The sequence below is a fragment of the Halorussus vallis genome (genome assembly GCF_024138165.1).
GTDB lineage: Archaea > Halobacteriota > Halobacteria > Halobacteriales > Haladaptataceae > Halorussus > Halorussus vallis.
In genome coordinates, this window is sequence record NZ_CP100000.1 from 1,644,910 (window position 1) to 1,663,216 (window position 18,307).

An 18,307-nucleotide genomic window follows, 5' to 3' on the forward strand; every position below is an offset into this window, starting at 1 on the left:
ACGAACGGGCGGGAGCCTGATACCGCTCGGCCGCGTACCGTCGGCCGTGCAACGAGTCGACTGCGTCGTCGACGACCGCGAACCCTCGGACGTTGTCCGGGCCTTCCGCGAGCATCCCGACGTGGCCAGCGTCGAAGTCAGGCGGCTTCCGGCGGCCGACATCGCGGTCGACGGAATCGGCATCGAGCGCAAGACCGTCGCCGACTACGTGAGTTCCGCGCTCGGGCCGACCGGGACCGTCCTCCGCGACCAGGTCGAGAAGATGACGGAGGCCTACGACCACACCTACGTACTGCTGGAGGGCGACCTCCGGGACGTCGGCGAGCACTGGCCCGACCTGAACCCGGCGGCGGTCCACGGGTCGATGGCCTCCTTCGCCGCTCGGTACGACACTCCGGTGATTCCCTGCTCGGACCGCGAACGACTGGTCGACGTGGCGGTCCGGTTGATCCGTAAGCACGCCGAGGAACCCTCCGCACGACCGCTCCCTGTCGGCGCGGTGACCGGCCGGACCGAACCCACCGCAAAGCGGATGTACGGCTGTATCGAGGGCGTCGGAACCCGAACCGCGGACGCGCTCTACGAGGCGTTTCCCACCGTCGAGTCGCTCGTCGCGGCCGACCGCGACGACCTGCTCGCGGTCGAAGGAGTGGGCGAGAAGCGCGCCGACGCGATTCTGGCGGCGCTTCGCGAGTGCGAGTGACTCGAATCCGACTCGACGACCGTCACTCGTTCCACGGGTCGTACTCCTCGCGCTCGTGGAACTCGTCGGCCGACCCCCAGATCACCTCGTAGCCGACGAGCGCGGTCGCCGCGAGGTAAAACGCCGCGACCGCGGCGACGACGGCGGAGCCGGGAATCCCGAGTATCCTGGCGGTCTGCCACCACGCCTGCTTCGGTTCGAACACCGTGATTCGCGTGAGCCACGCGGCCAACAGCACGAGCAACAGCGGGTAGTAGATGCGCCTGAGCCGCCTGGCGAGCGCGGTCAGCATCGAGGTCTTGAGCGCGGGATTCCGGAGGTCGGCCGAGAGGCGGGTGCGCCAGTCGGCGTGAACCCGCTCCTGGTCCGGGTCGAACATCTCCGCGAACAGGTCCTCCTCCAGCATGCGGACGCGCTCGCGCCACACGTCGTACGCCCGGTAGCGCCGCGCCTCGATGACGAGGAACACCATCATCGCGCCCATGGCGACCAGCAGGAGGTAGTGGGGGTTACCCGGACTGGAGAACACCCACGTCAGAATCGCGGCGATGATGGTCACCGCCCAGTAGGAGGTCTGGTCGAGTCGCCCCCGCCACGCGGTCACGCGGTCCATCTGCCCCCGGTAGAAGTGACCTAGCAGGCCGAGCATGTCCGAGGGGTCGCTCGCGACCGTCTCGCCGATGGCCTCGCTCAGTCGGTCGCCGGGGTCGTCGTCCGGTAGCTCGTCGCGCTCGCCCTCCTCGCCGCGGTCGTCGCTCTCCGCGTCCCCTGAGTCCCCCATGTCCGGGGTTACGGGCGACTCTCACCTACGGTTTGTGGCGCGAGGGTTCGGGGACCGCCGCGTTCCGATAGTTCGTCGTTCGGTTTCGTCATCCGCTCCGTGTTCCGGAACTCGGTCGGCGGTACCGCTCGACACGTCGTGCGCGTTCGTCAGTCACGGCTATCGAGATACAGTTCGTGCTGGCGATACACGAACCAGACGAACGCTGGGATGGGGAGTACCCATCCCCCATCGATGACCGTGAAGTGCGGGGAGACGTACGCCGCAAGCGGCCAGAAGACGAAGAACAGCGCCCACCAGATCAGCGCCCACCCCCACGCTCGACTTTTCAGTTGCCACAATCCAACGAGGAACGCGACGCTAACGCTGGCGAAGAGAAGCGGAAGTATAACCAGCGGTACGACGACCGCGTGAAGTGGACTCGTTCCTACTACGTTGGAACAGCGAGTAGTGCCTCGAAGGGCGCTGTCGAACGCTACATCGCTGAACAGGAAGGTGGCGGCGAATGAAGCGCGTCAACACCTTCGAGGTCGTGCCACAGTCCGAGAACGACAAAGAGTGCCTCCTACGGCTACTCGACGCCTCTGCCTCGCTATGGAACGAACTCACCTACGAACGTCGTCAGAACTACTTTGGGGACGGCGACGTGTGGGACACCTCCGAGTACCGAGGGCGCTACAACGGTGTCGTTGGTAGCGCGACCGTCCAACAGGTCACGCGCAAAAACTCGGAAGCGTGGCGGTCGTTCTTCGCCCTCAAGGAGAAAGGCGAGTACGCCAACCCACCATCGTACTGGGGCAACGAGGAGGACGGACGCGAACTCCGTACCTACATCCGAAACAACCAGTACACGATTCAGTGGGGCAAGCGTAGCCGTCTCGAAATCCCTGTCGGGCAAGAGCTGAAAGACGAATACGGACTCGGCTACCACGAACGACTCCGCCTCGAAGTCCGAGGCAACCCGAAGTGGGACGGGAAACAGGGTCGTCTGGAAATTGAGTACGACGAGGTTAACGGCACGTTCAGGGCTTTCCAACCAGTCACCGTCCCTGATTCTCGACTGGATTCACCACTGGCTTCCGAAGAAGCCGCCCTCGACGTTGGCGCGAACAATCTCGTCGCCTGTTCCACGACCACCGGGAACCAGTACCTCTACGACGGTCGGGAGTTGTTCGGACGGTTTCGAGAGACGACCGACGAAATCGCTCGCCTCCAGTCGAAACTCCGCGAGGGGCGCTACAGTTCCAAACGGATTCGGCGGCTCTACCGACAGCGGACGAAGCGCCGTGACCACGCACAGCATGCGCTGGTGCGCGACCTGGTTGAACGACTGTACGACGAGGGTGTGGCGACGGTATACGTGGGCGACTTGACCGACGTGCTGGAAACGCACTGGTCGGTCAGGGTGAACGAGAAGACGCACAACTTCTGGGCGTTCAAGAGGTTCATCCACCGCCTCGCGTGCGTCTGTGAGGAGTACGGTATCAGCCTCGAAGTCGAGTCGGAAGCGTGGACGAGTCAGATGTGTCCCGAGTGTGGCGACCACGACGAGACGGTTCGCCACGGGGATACGCTGACGTGTCCGTGTGGTTTCGAGGGGCACGCCGACCTCACGGCGTCAGAGACGTTCCTTCGAGAAAACAGCGATACGGAAATCAGGCCGATGGCACGGCCCGTGCGATTCGAGTGGGACGACCACGACTGGTCGGGGAAACCACACCCTCACGAAAGTCCCAAAGAAGTGCGCACGAACCCGCAAGTTGCCTCCGTGGGTCGGTAGCTGAACCCCCAACGGAGGGATCCTCGCGCTTTAGCGCGGGGAGGATGTCAAGCTTCTACCGACGCCTTCAGAAACTCGGGCGCGTCGAAGGGTTCGTCCTCGCCCTCGACCGCGACCACGTCGAGGGCGGTGACGACCGCACCGACGCCCAACAGGCCCGCGAGGCTCGGGTCGGTGCGGCCCTCGTCGCCGCTGACGAGTTCCTTGATGTAGAGGCCGCCCTCGCCGTGGGTTTCGAGTTCGGCGTGGCGGGGGTCTTCGAGGTGGCCCGACACGTCGTAGGCCTGCCGCGTCCGGGTCAGACTCGCCCGGCGATGGTCGACGCGCTGGGGCGTGTCCTGCTCGACGGTCGCGCCGTCGAGTTCCGCGATGGCCTCGTCGAGCGCCGACTCGGTCACGTCGTCGTCGAACTCCACGTCCATCCGGTAGGTCTTGCTCGCGTCGAGTTCCTTCACGCGCTCGACCATCGCGTGGGTCGCCAGCGCGAGGTCCGTGACCTCGACCTTCCCGTCGGCGAACTCGTTGATCTCGTCCTGAAGGGCGGTGGCGTCGACGTTCCGCACGCGGGGGCGCTTGACCTCGATGACGAACGGCCGCCCCGTCCCGAGCATCAGCGCGTCGACGTCCTCGCGGCCCGCGCCGTGGAACAGCGCCTCCCCGCCGTCCATCGCCGAGAGTACCGGCGGGGTCGTGAGCTGTTCGACGCTCTCTTCGTACATGTAGCCCGACCCGCCGCAGTAGTCGCAGGGCTCCTCGCCGCCGTCCTCGGCGAGTTGCTTGCCCGACCCGCCGCACTCCCGGCAGGGCCACTCGGTCTGGGGGATGTCGCGTTCGAGCTTCCGGTACCGGCCGTAGACGAACGCGGAGTTGATCTGGACGTCGACCGCGTGCGAGGAGATACCCTCGTCCGACCCGGGTTCGGGGGCGGCCTCGACGTTCAGCAGCGCCAGCACGTCGGGGCGCCCGAAGTCGACTTCGGCGCCGGTGAGCCGACCGACCCGCTTGCCGACCTCGCGGTTGAACTCGGACTTGAACAGTTCGCCGGCGTCCTCGGGGAGGCCGGCCGACTCCCGGAGGAGCACCTCGTTCTCCTCGATCAGCGGCGGGGTCCGGGTGCCGACCTGGTAGGTGTCGAACTCCCAGCCTTCGAGCGCGTCGGCGACCGTCTCGGCCCACAGGTCGAACCGGGCGCTCTCGCCCTCGCAGACCCAGCACTCGGCGTCCTCGTCCTCGTAAGGTTCGTCGTCCTCCAGCGCCGCCGCGACCCGGAGCGCGTTCCCCCGCTCGTCGTTGGTCAGTCCGAAGCTTCGGTCGGCGAAACACCGCCCGAGGCAGGAATCGCACACCGGGCCGTTCTCGATTACCCGGCGGGCATCGTCGAGGATGGTCATGTCCGAGACGTGGTGACGGGGCGGTTTACGGGTTTCTCATTCGACCGCCCCTCTCGGCTGGCTTTCGGACTTTTCTACTACTTCGGGAGGGAGGACGAGAATTACGCGGACCGCTACTCGTCAGCACTGCAGACCGCTGTTGGACAATCCCGCAGACTGCTACTTACACGATGCAAATGAGGGACCGCAACCGCAACCACGACCTCCCCAGCCGACTCGCTCACTTCGTTCGCTCGTCCCTCGCGCGTGCAGTCGGACCACGAGGGTCCGACTGCACGCGCGACAGTGGCGTGGAGTGTTCGCGCGAAACCCCACTTTTTGCGTGGCGCGCGCTGGCGGTGCGGGTACTCATTTGTGGAGTGTAAGTGCGGTCGCGGTTGCGGTGGCGGTCGCAATCGCAGTTGCAGTCGTAGTTGTTCGGTTTCAGTTGTAGTCGAAGTAATCTAGTTTCGGTCGCGGTCGCAACTACGGACGCCGTCGCACTCCGCTCTCGACCGCTAACTACCTCGCGTAGCGCCCACACCGATTTTGTACGCAGAGGTCGACTACCCGACCATGTCCCATCGCGCGAACTACGCGCTCGTGAACGTCGGCGCCCACCTCGGACCGAACAAGGACGCCCTCGACGTGCCGTGGGCCGACTACGCCGGCGACGCCACCGCCGAGTTCGACTTCGAGGTGCCGACCGGCGAGGCGGTCGACGCCTACGTCGGGTTGCAGGCGTTCCGGGTCGGCCGCTACGGCCACGAACTGCTGGTGAACGGCGAGGCGCTGAGCGGCTTCGACGTGCCGCCGTCCGATGGCTGGCAGTACTGGGAGGACGCCATCACCGACGTCGAACTGCGGGAGGGGACGAACACCCTGCGGGTCTTGCGAGACACCGAAACCGACGATAGCTTCGCGGTGAACAACGTGACCATCCACTGGCGCGAACCAGTAGAGGAGTGACCGACCAGAGGTAAATCGGTCGAAAAACCGACTCGCTTCCGATCGGCCGTCAGTTACTCCGCGGCGGAGCGCCCCCGAGGAGGTATGCGCGACATCGACGCGAACACCAGCCTGCCGGACCTCGCCGACTACGTCACCCTCGAAGACGTGCTCGAACTGCTTGGTCGACTCGGTCACCTCAACCTCCACGCCGCCGACCCGAGCGCCCCCGAGGACTCGCTGCAGTACAACACCGCGGTCCACCACTGGGCCGACGGCGACGTCGTCGCGACCACGGCCGCGGATGCGAAGCACGACCACTGGGGCGTCTACACCCGCCGCCATCCCACCGGACACGCCAACCCGAGTCGCCTCAAGCGCCTGAACGTCCAGGGCGGGAGCGAAGACACCGTCCTCCGGACCTACTCGCCGCGCGGCGACAACCAGTTCCGGATGAGCGCCGACGGGCACTCGCGCCTGCTGATGGAGGCCGGCGGTTCGACCGCGAAGGTCAACTGGTTGCTGGACCCCGACTGCGGTGAGGACGGCGCCTACCGGCTCCACGACCTCGAACACGGCCACGGGATTCTGGACGTCCACCTCCGCGAGGAGGGGCCGGTCATCGACCTGCTGGGCAATCCCGTCAGGAACGTCGGTCCCGTCCTGGAGTAGGAGTTTCCGCCGGGCTTCTCGATGCGCCCATTTCAGCGGTTCCGGCCCTGTTGAGGCTCTCACACGCCGATGAAATCGAGTCGACCGCGAGGGAGGCGGAACGCGCGGTTATCGTTCGGGTGGTGGTCACGTCAGTGCTACCCCCGGCCTCCGGGCGAACGTACAAGCAGGAGTTCCGCGCCGCTCGTTCGTACGGGCATCAGGTCTTTCCCGACGGAACACCATGAACCGAACCATGGCGACCGAGGCGACGTTCACGGTCCCGTCGGAGCAGTTTCCCCTGGGAACCGTGTTCGAACAGCTGCCGGGGGTGACGGTCGAACTGGAGCGAATCATCCCGTCGCAGGACGTCGTGATTCCCTACTTCTGGGTTCGAGGGACCGAAGTCGACGACATCGAGGGTGCGTTTCTCGACCATCCGGGCGTGGAGAACATCCGGTTCGTCGATTCGGTTACCGACCAGTACCTGTTGCGCGTCGAGTGGTCACTGGAGTACGACGGCGTTATGAACACACTGATGGAGACGGAGGTCCCCCTCATCGAAGCCGTCGGCACGGACGAGCAGTGGACGTTCGAAATCCGAGGAGACGATCGCCGAGACATCGGGTCGTTTCAGGACCGCTGTCGGGAGTTGGACATCCCGATCACGCTCACCAAGCTTCACGCGCTCACCCCGATCGAGTCCGAGACCGAGGCCGCGCTCACCGACACGCAGCAGGAGGCACTGGTGCTCGCGTACGAACGCGGGTACTTCAACACGCCGCGCGACGTGACGATGGAGGACATCGGCGACGAACTCGGCATCTCCCAGCAAGCGGTCGCGTCTCGACTCCGCCGCGGAATCAGTTCGATTCTCGGCAGCGCGCTGTCCGAATTACGCCCGTTGGATTGAAGGCTACTTAAAAAGAGGTTGTGTACTAAAAAGTAGCCGTGAACCGCGCAGGGCGTCTACAGAACTATGATGAGTGGAAATCCCCTCAAGTTCGACACGGTTCTCGACCTGTGTCAACACAATCATCGCCGAATCGTCCTCGCGGCGCTCGCGGATCGACGGCAGTCGGTGGCGACGAACGATCTTACGAAGGAGATCGTCAAACGCGACCACCCCGTGCCACCGACAGAAACCTCCGGCGAGACGGTGACGCGAATCGAAACCGCCCTGCATCACGTCCACCTCCCGCGGTTAGAGGACGCCGCGCTCGTGGAACACGACCCCGAACGCCAGTTGGTGAAACCGACAGCACAGTTCGCCCGGGGAGAGCCCCACCTCTCGGCCATCCTCGACGCCGATCCCGCGCTCGCAACGCCGCCCGAAGTATGAACTCGTTCAACGCACGCCGTTCACACCAGGTCATCGCAGTATGACGACTAGAAACCCCACAAACGACGAGACGCACGTGATCGAACGGGAAAGGGCGGTCGAAGCCCTCACCGAGGCGCTGGAAACCGAGGAGTTGGACGAAAAAGACTACCAGATTCGGGAGGCCCTCCAACTGCTCACGCTGAAGGACGAATAGGAAAATCGGTGTTGGTTCGTACCGCGCGCTGACCGCCGTACTGTTTTAGATACGGATGGGTTCGAGATTTACTGGATGCGCCTGCGCATCCGGTAAATCTCGCTACTCGCGACTTCGTTGTTCCTCGTTTCGTGATTCGCCGCTCGCTAATCCGTGATTCGGCCGAGGCGCGTCGCGCCTCGGCCGAATCACGCTATCCCTCGAAGCCGTCCTCGAACTGGAACGTCCCGTCGCGCTGGACGATTTCGCCGTCGACTTCGATGAACGACTCCTCGCTCATGTCGACGATCATGTCGGCGTGGCGCGCGCTCTCGTTGAACTCGGCGTCGTCGGGCACGGCCTCCTCGATGGCGTTGCCGAGCGCGAAGTGGACGGTGTCGCCCATCTTCTCGTCGAACAGCATGTTGTACGTGAATCGGTCGATGTCGCGGTTCATCCCGATGCCGAGTTCGCCGAGCCGGCGCGCGCCATCGTCGGTGTCGAGGATTCCGTCTAGCACGTCTTCGTTCCGGCCTGCACTGTACGCGACGACTTCGCCGCCCTCGAACTCGAAGCGGGCGTCGCGGACCTCCCGGCCGTTCGAGACGAACGGCATGTCCACGAACAGCGTTCCTTCGACGCTGTCGACGACCGGCGAGGTGAACACTTCGCCGCCGGGCAGGTTCTTCTCGCCGTAGTCGTTGACCGTCTTCATGCCGGCGACGCTCATCCGGAGGTCGGTGTCGTCGCCCGAGACAATACGGACCTCCTCAGCGGGGTCCAGGACGTCGACCATCTGGGCCTGGAACTCCTTCTGGGCTTGCCAGTCCTTGTTCACCGCGTTGTAGACGAACTCCTCGTAGGCTTCGGTGCTCATCTCGGCCTTCTGGGCGTCGGCGGGCGTCGGGTGCTGGGAGATGACCCACCGCGTTCCGAGGCGCTCTTCGAGCACGGGTCGGTGGGCGCGACCCCTCGCGGCCGTCTTCGCCGGGTCGACGTCGCTCTGCTCGGAACGGTTGGTCGCGCCGCCGATGAGGAAGACCACATCTGTTTCGGCCATCGCCGCGAGTTCGTGGTCCTTCGTCCGGAAGTCTTCTTCGTCCATCGCGCGTGCGTACGCCCGGCCGGCCCGCGCGTTCGTCCACGCGAGCGACGGGCGCGCGCCGCGCTCGCCGAGTTTCTCGTAGAGCGCGACGACCAGGTCGTCGGCGGTCGCGGGCGCCCGGACGAGGACGTTGTCCTCGGGACCGACATCGGTGCAGTGGTCGACCAGAATCTCGGCGTGTCGCTCGACGCGTTCGTCCATGGGGTCCGGACAGACGCGGGGGCAAAAAGGGTTCGCAGAACGAGATTTCTGTTCGGCGAGGAATCCAATTCGGGCCGTGACGGACAGACCACGAGCCACAGCGACCCGCGCGTCGCTCGTCGCACGCGGGGGATGTGACGGTGGGGCGCTGCCGAAGGTCACCGGTGCGCCCGACACCGTCGAGATATAGAACCGACGGATGGTTCGAGAGGGTGTAAATGCCATGCGAGGGCTGAAGTCGACTCATACCGGTCCACTTCGGTCCGACTTCGCACCCGCGGTTTCACTCCGGCAGTGTAGGAACTTGTGACATCCTCCCCGCCGTGAACGGCGGGGCTTCCCGTACCGCAGGTGGGATATTTGCCGGTCTACGATACGACTTGTTCTCTCGTGCGAAACGTCCCGCTCTCGCGGTCGAACAGGTGCACCGATGGCTGTGCCACACAGCCGTTACTCCTATCCTCGCCGTGAGGACTCGGAGTTATCTTCTGGCGCATATTCTCCGCCCCGTTACAATCCGCGTTTCCAACTAACCCGCACGACGAGCAAACGTACAAGCCACGATGCTTGCGGTTTGACTTCGTGTCGTCACCACACGCTGAACACGTTTTTGAGGTATTCCACTCGTTCTCTTTCAGCACTTCGACACCACGTATCTCACCTTTGTACGCGAGGTACTGATAGATACGGTCGAACGCCCACGTGTGGAATTTCTTGTTTCCAGTCTTCCCCCAGTCTGACTCGCGCACGTCTTCGGGCCAACTCACCGTGAGCGTGCCAACGTCGCGTTCGACACACTCTGTGATGATGGTGTCCGTGAGAACGTGGTAGAAGTGGATTTCGCGTTCTGCGAGTTTCCGACGCGCCCACATCGACTTCTCGGACGGACCGTTTTCACCCTCAGTGTCGTACTCTGCTCGCGTGAAGTAGTGCTTGTCTTCTTTGAGCGAGTTCCCCGGATACAGGACGTATTCGTCGGGGAAGGCGACGGTGGCGATGTTCTTGATGCCGAGGTCGATACCTGCCACTTCGTCGCCTGCGGAGTCGTCCGTTTCGAGGCTGACTTTGCAGACGAAGTGCAGTTCCCACTCAGCTTCGTTCCAGACGGCCCGAACGTTCTGCACCCTGTTGACTTCTGAGAGGTCAACGTCGGGGCGCGTCTTGTATTCACAGAGGATGAAGTCCGACCAACTCTCTTTGAGGTTCGAGCCTTTTGAGAGTCGGACGCGGTTGTTCGCTGGGTCGTGTTTGAACCCGTCTGCTTTGAACGTGACCGTACTCTTGGGTCGAGTATCGCCGTGTTTGCGGTAGCCGGGCGGATTCGCCTCGTCAAACTTGTGTCGCAGGTCGAACCATGACTGGAAAGCGTCGGAAAGTTCTTCGATGACTTTCTGACTGGATTGTGCATTCAAGTCTTTCCAGCACGACTGGTTCTTCATATACGATTTCAGCACGCCTTCGTCTGGGATTTCGCCGGTTTCATCCCAGATGCGGTCGGCTGTCCAGCGTGCGACGTTCCAGATTTTCGAGGCGGATTCTCCGAGCGAATCGAGGCCATCACACACCTGTTGGTGGTTTTGGATGGAACCAATGTAGGTGCGCGTGACCTCAATCGCCATGCATAGCCTATGTAGACAAACCTACTTAATGACTCGGATTAGCGTAGAATATCCGGCCCGAGTGCCGTCGGTGGGTTGTGGAGGAGTTGTCGGATTCACTCCCGCCGTAAACCGCAGGATTCTCTCCTCGCAGAAAGATAGACGCCGGGGCGATGGACGACGAGCGCGACGCGGAGGACTGAGCCGGGGGAGTCAAGGACAGAGTCGAAGTCAGAACGAGCCGAGGGAGAGGGGTTTCAACTGAGCAGGTAGCCCCACAGCGCCGCCCCGAGCATCGCCGCGAGGAACAGCCCGATGTAGAGGCCGTTCGAGCCGAAGCCGAGGCCGCCGCCGATTCCCGATCCGCTCGAGCCGCGAGTCCCGGGGGTGTTCGACGCCCCGTCGTCCTGTAGCGCCGCGCTGTCGGTCACCGTCAGCGTCCCGGCGGCGACGTCGCCGACCGAGAGCGCCAGGCGTCCGGCGTCGGGGAACCTCGGCGCGAACGACACCTGCCGGGTCGCGTTGGCCGCGAGCGTCACCCGCTTTTCGACGACGGTCGTCCCGTTGGCCACCAGCGCGACCGTGAGTTTCCCGCCGGAGCCGCGGTTCCGCACGGTCGCGGTGACACGGGCCGACTCGCCGGCGGCGATCTTCTTCGCGTCGAGTTTCGCGGCGGTCACGTCGAGTTCGGGCGGCGCGACGCCGACCGCGAACACCGAGAAGCCCGGACTCCGGGCCTCGAATCGGTAGGCGCCGTCGCTCCGACCGACGAGCGTCGTCGGCAGCACCTGCCAGCGCCCGCCGGAGTAGCGGTAGAGGCGCACCGCCGAGGGCGCGACCCCGCGAGCGTCCAACTCGGCGGCCGCGACCCGGAAGCCGAACCGCGCCGTCTCGACGTCGTCGTTCGTGAGTCGCTGCTTGTCCACTCGCATCCACGAGAGCACATCGCGGGCGCCGGGGTCGGGGACCGACTTCGGGCGGGTCGACAGCGACCGCACCGACAGCGAGAACGCCGTCGCGGTCGACTCCGCGGCGGGCGTCACGCGGAGCGAGTCGAGCGCCGAGCGGTTCGACCCGAAGCCGTCGGGGAACTCGATCTCCGCGGGGCGGTCGGCGCTCGCGGCCGAGACGGCCGCGAGCACGCGGTCGGCCGCCGGAACGGTCGTCCGGACGGCCGCGGCGTCGGGGTCGTCCCCGGACGCGGGCGACCCGTCGACCGACTTCGGTTCCGCCGAACCGCCCGAGTTCGAACCGCCCGCGGCGGTGGCCCCGCCACCGCCGCTACCGGCGCCAGCGGAACTACCGCCACCGCCGCCGGACGAACTTCCAGCGGACGAACTGCCACCGCCGCTACCGCCGCCACCGCTACCGGCGGCAGGCGCACCGCCACCACCAGCGCTGCCACCGCCACCGGAGTTCCCGCCTCCGCCGCCGGCTCCCGCCCCACCGTCGACGGCACCGCCGCCTCCGGCGGAACCACCGGTCGTCGGCGGGGCGTCGTTGCCGTCAGTCACGTTTCCACCGTCAGTCACGTTCCCGCCGTCGGTCACGTTCCCCAGGTCGGTGGTGTTCCCGCCGTCCGTCGCGTTTCCGGGGTCGGTGACGTTCCCTGGGTCAGAACCGTTCGTCTCGTTCCCGAGGTCGGTCGGGACGACGAACACCGAGACGGCGTCGGTACTCCGCTTGCCGTGTTCGTCGGCGACCGTCAACTCGAAGTCGAGGGTTCGGTTCTCCGTCACGTTCGGGGCGACGAACCGCGGCGACATCGCCGAAGCGTTCGAGAGTTCGACCGTGGGACCGTCGGTCTGGTTCCAGGCGAAGAGTCGCGTATCGTCGGGGTCCACGGAGTAGCCGCCGTAGAGGGTGACCTGCTCGCCCGGTGCGACGGTCTGATTGTGGCTGGCGTTGGCGACCGGCGCCCTGTTGGGCACCGTGACGGTCCGGGTGACCTCACTCGTCCGGCCGTACTCGTCTCTGACTTCGAGGGTGACCTCGTAGGTGCCGCTGTCCGAGAACTCCGAGTACGTCTTCACCCCGCCCTCGAACGTCGTCTGCTCGCCGATGGTCCACGTGTAGTTGGTGACGTTCGCGGCCGCGACGGTCACCCCGGCGTCGAAGGTGACGTTCTCGCCGATTCCAGGCGACGTAGGCGAGACGGTGAACTCCGCGATGGGCGGAGGTACCTCCACGCGGAGTCGCCGTGTCGCGGTGGCCGCGTTGCCGCTCGGGTCCTCGACGGTGAGGTTCACGGTGACGTTCCCGCGCTCGGCGAAGGCCCAGGTGACCGTCGGGTCCCGGGTGACGTTCTCAGGGTCGCCGTCGCCGTCGAAGTCCCAGCGGTACTCGGCGATGCGGTGGCCGTCGGCGCTCCCGGAGGCGTCGAAGCGGACGGTTTCGTTCATCGTGACGACGGGGAGCGTCCCGGCGTCGGTTTCGTTCCCCGAAGCGTCGGTTCCGCTCGGAGCAGTCGCGTTCGTCGCGAACGTCGCGTTCGGCGCCGTGCGGTCAACGGCGCGGACGGAGACGGTCGCGCGTCTGCGGTTGCCCGACCGGTCGGCGACCGTCAGTCCGACCGAGTAGTTCTTCGGGCGGGCGAAGCGGTGGGCGACCGACCGCTCGCGGACCGTCTCGTTCTCGAACGTCCAGGCGACGACGGTCGTCCCCGAGTCGTCGGTCGAATCGCTCGCGTCGAACGTCACCGGTTCGGAGACGTTCACGGTCCACGGGGCGTCGGCCGACCGGTTCGAGGCGTTCTGCCCGTCGACGGCGTACCGGAGCGTGGGCTTGGTGGTGTCGTTTCGCGGGAGGACGACGGTGACCTCGCGGGCGGCCGTCGCGTTTCCGTCGCCGGTTTCGGTTCCGCCGGGGTCGCTCGGGGCCGAAACCGTCGTGACGTTGCCGAGCAGGTCGGCGGTCGGCGACCGGACCGCGACGGTCACCTCGCCAGCGACGTCGACGCCGGCCGGTCCGTCGCCGGCTGTCAAGCGACCGCGCTCGTCAGTGGTCCCCGAGAGCGTCGCGTTCGCGCCCTCGACGGCGTGGACGACGCGCACGTGCGCGTCGTCCACGGGCGTCCCGTTCGCCGCCTCGACGGTGACGTTCAACCGCGTGGCGTTCGGGAGCGTGAGATCGAGCGGCCCGTCGTCCGAGGCGTTCACGGGGCCGAACGAGTAGAGGTCCGGCGCGCCGTCGCGGGCGACGGCGTGCCGGGTTCCGTTCCGGACCGCGACGAGGCCGTAGCTCCCGTTCTCGGGCGCTCGGAACTCGAACCGGCCCGCGTCGTCGGTCAGGTTCGTATCGACGGTCCCGTTCGAGTCGGCCCCTTCTGCGTCCGCGCCGGCGCCGTTGTCGCTCAGGTTCACGAGGCGGAGCGGGACGTTCGCGGCCGGGCCGCCCGCCGCGCGTTCGAGGGTGCCGGCAAGCGCGACCGTTCCGTCCGACGCGGTCGCGGCGTCGTTGGCCGCGGTCGCGGAAACTGCGCCGTCGAGCGCGACGGCTGTCGATGCGGGCGTGAAGGCGGCCAGCACTGCCAGCAGGGCCGCCGCGAGGGCGACCGAACGAGGAGTGCCGCCGCTACCGAGGGGAGAGTTTTCGCGTGCCATGTCTATCGCGTGCCAAACCGGGCGAGCGGTCGTCGTTCGTCGGTTCCCGCCACCCCTTATTAAAATATTGGATTTCAAATTGAATTCTTATATTTATTTATAGATTCGTTGACGCGAGGACCGCCGCGTCTACGATCCGTCGCCGCGGCGGTCCGACGGGGGTTCGGGTACTCGCCGTCGTCCGCGGCAGCGCGCCTGCTTGCGTTTTCCGCCACGGATCACCGCGCGCTTCCCGCCGAACGCCGCCTTCGTCCGGAACCGAACCACCTTTAACCGACCGCTGACGCCGACTCACCATGGACCGGTCTACCCTCATCGCCCTCGTCGCCGGACTCCTCCAGGGCGTCTTCGAGTGGTTGCCCATCTCCAGCGAGGGCAACCTCACCATCTTCCTGACCGCCATCGGGACCGACCCCGAGGCGGCGGTCGGCCTTTCGCTGTTCCTCCACGCCGGCACCGCCGTCTCGGCGGCGGCGTACTACCGCGGCGAACTCCGGGACGTGCTGGCGGAACTCCCGCGATGGCGGCCGAAGTCGGCGTTTGGACCCGACCGCGCGACTTTCACGTTCCTCGCGGTCGCGACGCTCGTCTCGGGCGTGGTGGGCATCGCGGCCTACCTCACCGTCGAAGCCGTGATGTCGGCGCTCACCGGCGGCGCGTTCGTCGCGGTCGTCGGCCTGCTGCTGGTCGCCACCGGCGTCCTCCAGCGGGTGGCCGACGACTTCGAACTCGGCGGCCGAGAGTACCCGGACTTCGCCGACGCCCTGCTGGTGGGCGTGCTCCAGGGCCTCGCCATTCTTCCGGGCGTCTCGCGCTCGGGCACGACGATTTCGGGGCTACTGTTCCGGGGCCACGACGCCGAGTCGTCGTTCCGACTCTCCTTCCTGCTGTCGATTCCCGCGGCGCTCGGCGCGGGCGTCCTGGTGCTCGCAGACGACGGCGTGCCGGCGATTCCGGTTGAGGCCGCGCTGCTCGCGCTGGCGGTGAGCGCGGTGGTGGGCTTCCTGACCATCGGCGCGCTGATGCGGGTCGTCGAGCGGGTCGCCTTCTGGGCGGTGTGCGTCGGCTTGGGCGCACTGGCGATGGTCGGCGGTGCAATAATCGCGATCGGGATTTGACTGCGCCGGTCGCGGCGGAGGCGACTGCACTTCTACAGGCGGAGAAGGTCGAGTGCCTCGGGGGACCCCGAGGCGGTTCACGACTACGGACGGCCATCGTACCGCGAAACCGAATCTTCGAAACTTGAGTTCGAGTGTGACGACATAGCCGTTTGCACCCCTGGACGGATAGGCGAGTCCTCCGACGTGCGGATCCGCACCGCCCGAAACTGCACCAAGGCCTTGAACATAACTTCTTGTAACACTCTCCGTTTTCGATAGTCGTGTATCGCGTGAGCGAGGAATTCTTCCGAGGTCACGATGTTCACGACAGCGTCGGAACGAACAATTAGGACGGAGCATCGAGAGTTTTCTCATTGAGTCGCTGCCATCCATCGCAGTAGAACAGGATAGATCCCCCATCCCGAGTTCTTTAACCGAAATAGGGGAAGTTATTTGCTGAATAAATATATTATTTCCGCCTTTCCTCTACTCAGGCCCATACACGTTCGATAGATAGCGCAAAATATAGGATATTAACCATTCCATCTTTTTACAATTACTTATGTCAATATCGCGTCCGAGGCCGAACGGGTGGGCCTCTCCGAGAACAGAATAGGTATATACGGGTAACAGACTTAGGATTGTTATTCTACGTGCCGCTCGTCAGACGCGATTCTACCGCCGACCTCCGTCCGAGAAGAAGTCAACGAAGATGAGAGGCGCGGCCGCAGGGTTTCTCATGAAGAAACGTGGAGGATTCCCCGGTAGCGTTTCTCAGAGGGAAACGCTACTGGGCGTGGTCGACTTCGATGCTCTTCGCCGTGCTGACGACGAGGCCGGTTATGTCTTCTTCGAGGCGTTTGCCCGACAGGCTCGCGGCCGAACCGCTAACCACGAGCGCGCCGACGGAGTAGTCGTCGGCATTTCGAATGGGCACTGCGACGCTGTTCCGGCCATCTTCGGAGCCGCTTCGTTCGATCGCCAGGTGTCGATCCCTGATGTGACGGAGTTCGGAGCGGAGAGTCCGAACCTGGTCCCCGTCGTAATCGTCTGGAACGCACTCTCGAACGTCGGACTCCGGTCGGTACGCGAGAAGCGCCCGGCCGGCGATCGATTCGACAAGCGGTTCCCGTCGTCCACCGGACGCAGTCGCACGGGCCTCGTTCCCCGGCCGCGCCTCGTAGATGCAAACCGCGTCCCCGTTTTCCTCCACCACGAGGAAGACCGTCTCGCCGGTCGTCGCGGCGAGATTGTCGACCGGTGGCCGAGCGATTCGGTACAGTTCGTTTCGCTCGCGGACTCCGTTTCCTAATTCGAAAAAGCGTAGTCCGAGTTCGTAGTGTCCATCGTCTTTCTGCACGTAGCCGAGGCGGCGCAGCGTATCGAGGTGTTTGTACGTCGCGCTCTTGGACGTACCCGCGACCTCCGCGATTTCGGTGACGCCCGCTTCGCCGAGTTCCTTGAGTGCTTCTACGATGCCGAACGTGGTGGTCGTCGATTGTATGGGTACGTTAGCCATTTTACTTCGAGTTCGATATCGACCCCCATAACGTTTCCCATAGGGAAACAGCCGACTCACGAAGCCAAGATACCCGTGCTTCTCCGGAATCGAATAGCGCTTCAGAAAACCGGCGAGCGACGATCAACCGGCCGAGAACCGCCACAGTCGCTCGCAGCGGAAGAAGAAAGGAGAGGTGTTTCCAAATGGGAAACGGCGGGTTCGCCGGTTACACCGCTGCCAGGTCCCGGTCGCGCTCTATGAGCAGGTTCTCCTCCGTCTCGCGGTCGAAGACGTGGATGTCGGACTCGTCGAACGTAATCCCGACGTCCTCGCCCGGGTCCGGATGCCACCGGTCGGTGATGCGGACGGTACCCTCCAGGTCACCCATGGTGAGGTAGACGTAGTAGTCGCTCCCGATGGGTTCGACGACGTCGACGTTCGCAGTCAAGTCTCCTTCCGCGGGGTTCTCGGAGATTTCCACGTGTTCGGGGCGGATGCCGAGGCGGAGATGGTCGTTTGTGCGGTTCGTCTCGATTTGAGACGCGGTTTCCTCCGTGAGTTCGTACCGAATCACCTCGTTGACCAGCGCCCGGTCCTCCAACCTGACGTCGTAGATGTTCATCGACGGACTCCCGATGAAACCGGCGACGAACTCGTTCGCGGGTTCGTGATAGACCTCTTCGGGCGTTCCGACCTGCTGGCACTGCCCGTTCGCCAGGATGACGATCCGGTCGCTCATCGTCATCGCCTCTTCCTGGTCGTGGGTGACGTACAGCGTCGTGGTTTCGAGATCGTCGTGGATCCGCTGCAGTTCCGTCCGCATGTGAATCTTGAGTTTGGCGTCGAGGTTCGACAGCGGTTCGTCCATCAGGAACGCATCGGGGTCGCGGACGATGGCCCGCCCGGTGGCCACCCGCTGTTGTTGTCCTCCCGAGAGATTTCCGGGCTTCTTGTCGAGCAGATTCTCGATGCCCATCATCTCGGCGGCCTCCTCGACGCGGCGGTCGATCTGGTCGTCGGACATGTCGGTGGTCAGCTTCAGCCCGTAGGACATGTTCTTGCGAACGTTCATGTGGGGGTACAGCGCGTAGTTCTGGAACACCATCGCGACGCCCCGGTTCTGCGGGTCGACGCCGTTGACCACGCGGTCGCTGATCTCTATCGTCCCGTCGGTTATCTCTTCGAGGCCGGCGACCATCCGGAGTAATGTCGACTTCCCCGACCCGGACGGGCCGACGATCGATACGAACTCGCCGTCCTCGATTTCGAGGTCGAAGTCGTCGACGGCGACGATAGACCCGCCGTACTCCTTTCTGACGTCGGTAAAGCTAACACCACTCATGAGAGCTTGTCTCATAAGGCTGTACGGACGAGCAAATAGTTTTGGGTGTGAGTGATCGCTTACAGCTTCGAGTGACGTTACGCCCGACGAATCGCGACGAACGGCGCC

General features: G+C 64.7%; 15 protein-coding genes and 1 pseudogene. 8 read left to right on the forward strand and 8 right to left on the reverse strand.

What is annotated here, in order from left to right; genetic code table 11:
• Positions 1–46 precede the first annotated feature (46 nt).
• On the forward strand, positions 47–703 hold the full coding sequence (locus tag NGM07_RS08480; protein ID WP_253519443.1) for an ERCC4 domain-containing protein: 657 nt from the start codon (positions 47–49) through the stop codon (positions 701–703).
• 22 nt (positions 704–725) lie between these two features.
• Here the strand turns inward: NGM07_RS08480 and NGM07_RS08485 are convergent, their stop codons facing one another.
• Together NGM07_RS08485 and NGM07_RS08490 are read right to left on the reverse strand one after the other, a co-directional pair.
• Positions 726–1,484, reverse strand: a complete 759-nt coding sequence (locus NGM07_RS08485) for a DUF2270 domain-containing protein (protein WP_253519445.1) — start codon at positions 1,482–1,484, stop codon at positions 726–728.
• Between the two features lie 149 nt (positions 1,485–1,633).
• Positions 1,634–1,825 carry a hypothetical protein gene (locus tag NGM07_RS08490; protein WP_253519447.1) on the reverse strand — a complete coding sequence of 64 codons (192 nt, stop codon included), beginning with the start codon at positions 1,823–1,825 and terminating at the stop codon, positions 1,634–1,636.
• A gap of 27 nt (positions 1,826–1,852) precedes the next feature.
• Between NGM07_RS08490 and NGM07_RS08495 the strand changes: the two are divergent.
• A pseudogene (locus NGM07_RS08495) lies at positions 1,853–1,993 on the forward strand (transposase); the annotation flags it as partial.
• Entirely contained in the window at positions 1,990–3,264 is a 1,275-nt protein-coding gene (locus NGM07_RS08500; protein WP_253519449.1) for an RNA-guided endonuclease InsQ/TnpB family protein, read from the forward strand. The pseudogene NGM07_RS08495 and the gene NGM07_RS08500, both read left to right, overlap by 4 nt.
• 47 nt (positions 3,265–3,311) lie before the next feature.
• Here the strand turns inward: NGM07_RS08500 and NGM07_RS08505 are convergent, their stop codons facing one another.
• On the reverse strand, positions 3,312–4,655 hold the full coding sequence (locus NGM07_RS08505; RefSeq protein ID WP_253519451.1) for a tRNA pseudouridine(54/55) synthase Pus10: 1,344 nt from the start codon (positions 4,653–4,655) through the stop codon (positions 3,312–3,314).
• Positions 4,656–5,210: 555 nt separating this feature from the next.
• Here NGM07_RS08505 and NGM07_RS08510 point away from each other — a divergent pair.
• The 4 genes from NGM07_RS08510 (at position 5,211) to NGM07_RS08525 (ending at position 7,575) form a co-directional block, all read left to right on the forward strand.
• Positions 5,211–5,603: a DUF7383 domain-containing protein gene (locus NGM07_RS08510; protein WP_253519452.1), complete on the forward strand. Its 393-nt coding sequence runs from the start codon at positions 5,211–5,213 to the stop codon at positions 5,601–5,603.
• Positions 5,604–5,687: 84 nt separating this feature from the next.
• Positions 5,688–6,254: a hypothetical protein gene (locus NGM07_RS08515; RefSeq protein ID WP_253519454.1), complete on the forward strand. Its 567-nt coding sequence runs from the start codon at positions 5,688–5,690 to the stop codon at positions 6,252–6,254.
• Positions 6,255–6,489: 235 nt separating this feature from the next.
• On the forward strand, positions 6,490–7,146 hold the full coding sequence (locus NGM07_RS08520) for a helix-turn-helix domain-containing protein (RefSeq protein ID WP_368410283.1): 657 nt from the start codon (positions 6,490–6,492) through the stop codon (positions 7,144–7,146).
• Between the two features lie 69 nt (positions 7,147–7,215).
• The gene (locus NGM07_RS08525; RefSeq protein ID WP_253519458.1) at positions 7,216–7,575 is read left to right on the forward strand and encodes a DUF7344 domain-containing protein; all 360 of its coding nucleotides are present in this window, start codon (positions 7,216–7,218) and stop codon (positions 7,573–7,575) included.
• A gap of 389 nt (positions 7,576–7,964) precedes the next feature.
• Here NGM07_RS08525 and NGM07_RS08530 read toward each other — a convergent pair whose 3' ends face one another.
• The 3 genes from NGM07_RS08530 to NGM07_RS08540 all read right to left on the reverse strand — a co-directional run bounded on the left by NGM07_RS08530 (position 7,965) and on the right by NGM07_RS08540 (position 14,256).
• Positions 7,965–9,056, reverse strand: coding sequence for an aminopeptidase (locus NGM07_RS08530; protein ID WP_253519461.1), 1,092 nt, complete (start codon positions 9,054–9,056; stop codon positions 7,965–7,967).
• Positions 9,057–9,424: 368 nt separating this feature from the next.
• Positions 9,425–10,675: an RNA-guided endonuclease InsQ/TnpB family protein gene (locus NGM07_RS08535; RefSeq protein ID WP_253519463.1), complete on the reverse strand. Its 1,251-nt coding sequence runs from the start codon at positions 10,673–10,675 to the stop codon at positions 9,425–9,427.
• Between the two features lie 236 nt (positions 10,676–10,911).
• Positions 10,912–14,256: a PKD domain-containing protein gene (locus tag NGM07_RS08540; protein WP_253519466.1), complete on the reverse strand. Its 3,345-nt coding sequence runs from the start codon at positions 14,254–14,256 to the stop codon at positions 10,912–10,914.
• Positions 14,257–14,552: 296 nt separating this feature from the next.
• Between NGM07_RS08540 and NGM07_RS08545 the strand changes: the two genes are divergently transcribed.
• Positions 14,553–15,374, forward strand: a complete 822-nt coding sequence (locus tag NGM07_RS08545) for an undecaprenyl-diphosphate phosphatase (protein WP_253519469.1) — start codon at positions 14,553–14,555, stop codon at positions 15,372–15,374.
• A 769-nt stretch (positions 15,375–16,143) separates the two neighbouring features.
• Here NGM07_RS08545 and NGM07_RS08550 read toward each other — a convergent pair.
• Together NGM07_RS08550 and NGM07_RS08555 are read right to left on the reverse strand one after the other, a co-directional pair.
• Positions 16,144–16,875, reverse strand: coding sequence for an IclR family transcriptional regulator (locus NGM07_RS08550; RefSeq protein ID WP_253519471.1), 732 nt, complete (start codon positions 16,873–16,875; stop codon positions 16,144–16,146).
• Between the two features lie 208 nt (positions 16,876–17,083).
• Entirely contained in the window at positions 17,084–18,199 is a 1,116-nt protein-coding gene (locus NGM07_RS08555; protein ID WP_253519473.1) for an ABC transporter ATP-binding protein, read from the reverse strand.
• Positions 18,200–18,307 lie beyond the last annotated feature (108 nt).

Coding starts and splice junctions, on each gene's coding strand:
- NGM07_RS08500 (WP_253519449.1), top strand. CDS start 1,990: ATGAAGCGCGTCAACACCTTCGAGGTCGTGCCACAGTCCGAGAACGAC.
- NGM07_RS08555 (WP_253519473.1), bottom strand. CDS start 18,199: ATGAGTGGTGTTAGCTTTACCGACGTCAGAAAGGAGTACGGCGGGTCT.
- NGM07_RS08530 (WP_253519461.1), bottom strand. CDS start 9,056: ATGGACGAACGCGTCGAGCGACACGCCGAGATTCTGGTCGACCACTGC.
- NGM07_RS08525 (WP_253519458.1), top strand. CDS start 7,216: ATGAGTGGAAATCCCCTCAAGTTCGACACGGTTCTCGACCTGTGTCAA.
- NGM07_RS08515 (WP_253519454.1), top strand. CDS start 5,688: ATGCGCGACATCGACGCGAACACCAGCCTGCCGGACCTCGCCGACTAC.
- NGM07_RS08540 (WP_253519466.1), bottom strand. CDS start 14,256: ATGGCACGCGAAAACTCTCCCCTCGGTAGCGGCGGCACTCCTCGTTCG.
- NGM07_RS08505 (WP_253519451.1), bottom strand. CDS start 4,655: ATGACCATCCTCGACGATGCCCGCCGGGTAATCGAGAACGGCCCGGTG.
- NGM07_RS08545 (WP_253519469.1), top strand. CDS start 14,553: ATGGACCGGTCTACCCTCATCGCCCTCGTCGCCGGACTCCTCCAGGGC.
- NGM07_RS08535 (WP_253519463.1), bottom strand. CDS start 10,675: ATGGCGATTGAGGTCACGCGCACCTACATTGGTTCCATCCAAAACCAC.
- NGM07_RS08550 (WP_253519471.1), bottom strand. CDS start 16,875: ATGGCTAACGTACCCATACAATCGACGACCACCACGTTCGGCATCGTA.
- NGM07_RS08510 (WP_253519452.1), top strand. CDS start 5,211: ATGTCCCATCGCGCGAACTACGCGCTCGTGAACGTCGGCGCCCACCTC.
- NGM07_RS08485 (WP_253519445.1), bottom strand. CDS start 1,484: ATGGGGGACTCAGGGGACGCGGAGAGCGACGACCGCGGCGAGGAGGGC.
- NGM07_RS08520 (WP_368410283.1), top strand. CDS start 6,490: ATGGCGACCGAGGCGACGTTCACGGTCCCGTCGGAGCAGTTTCCCCTG.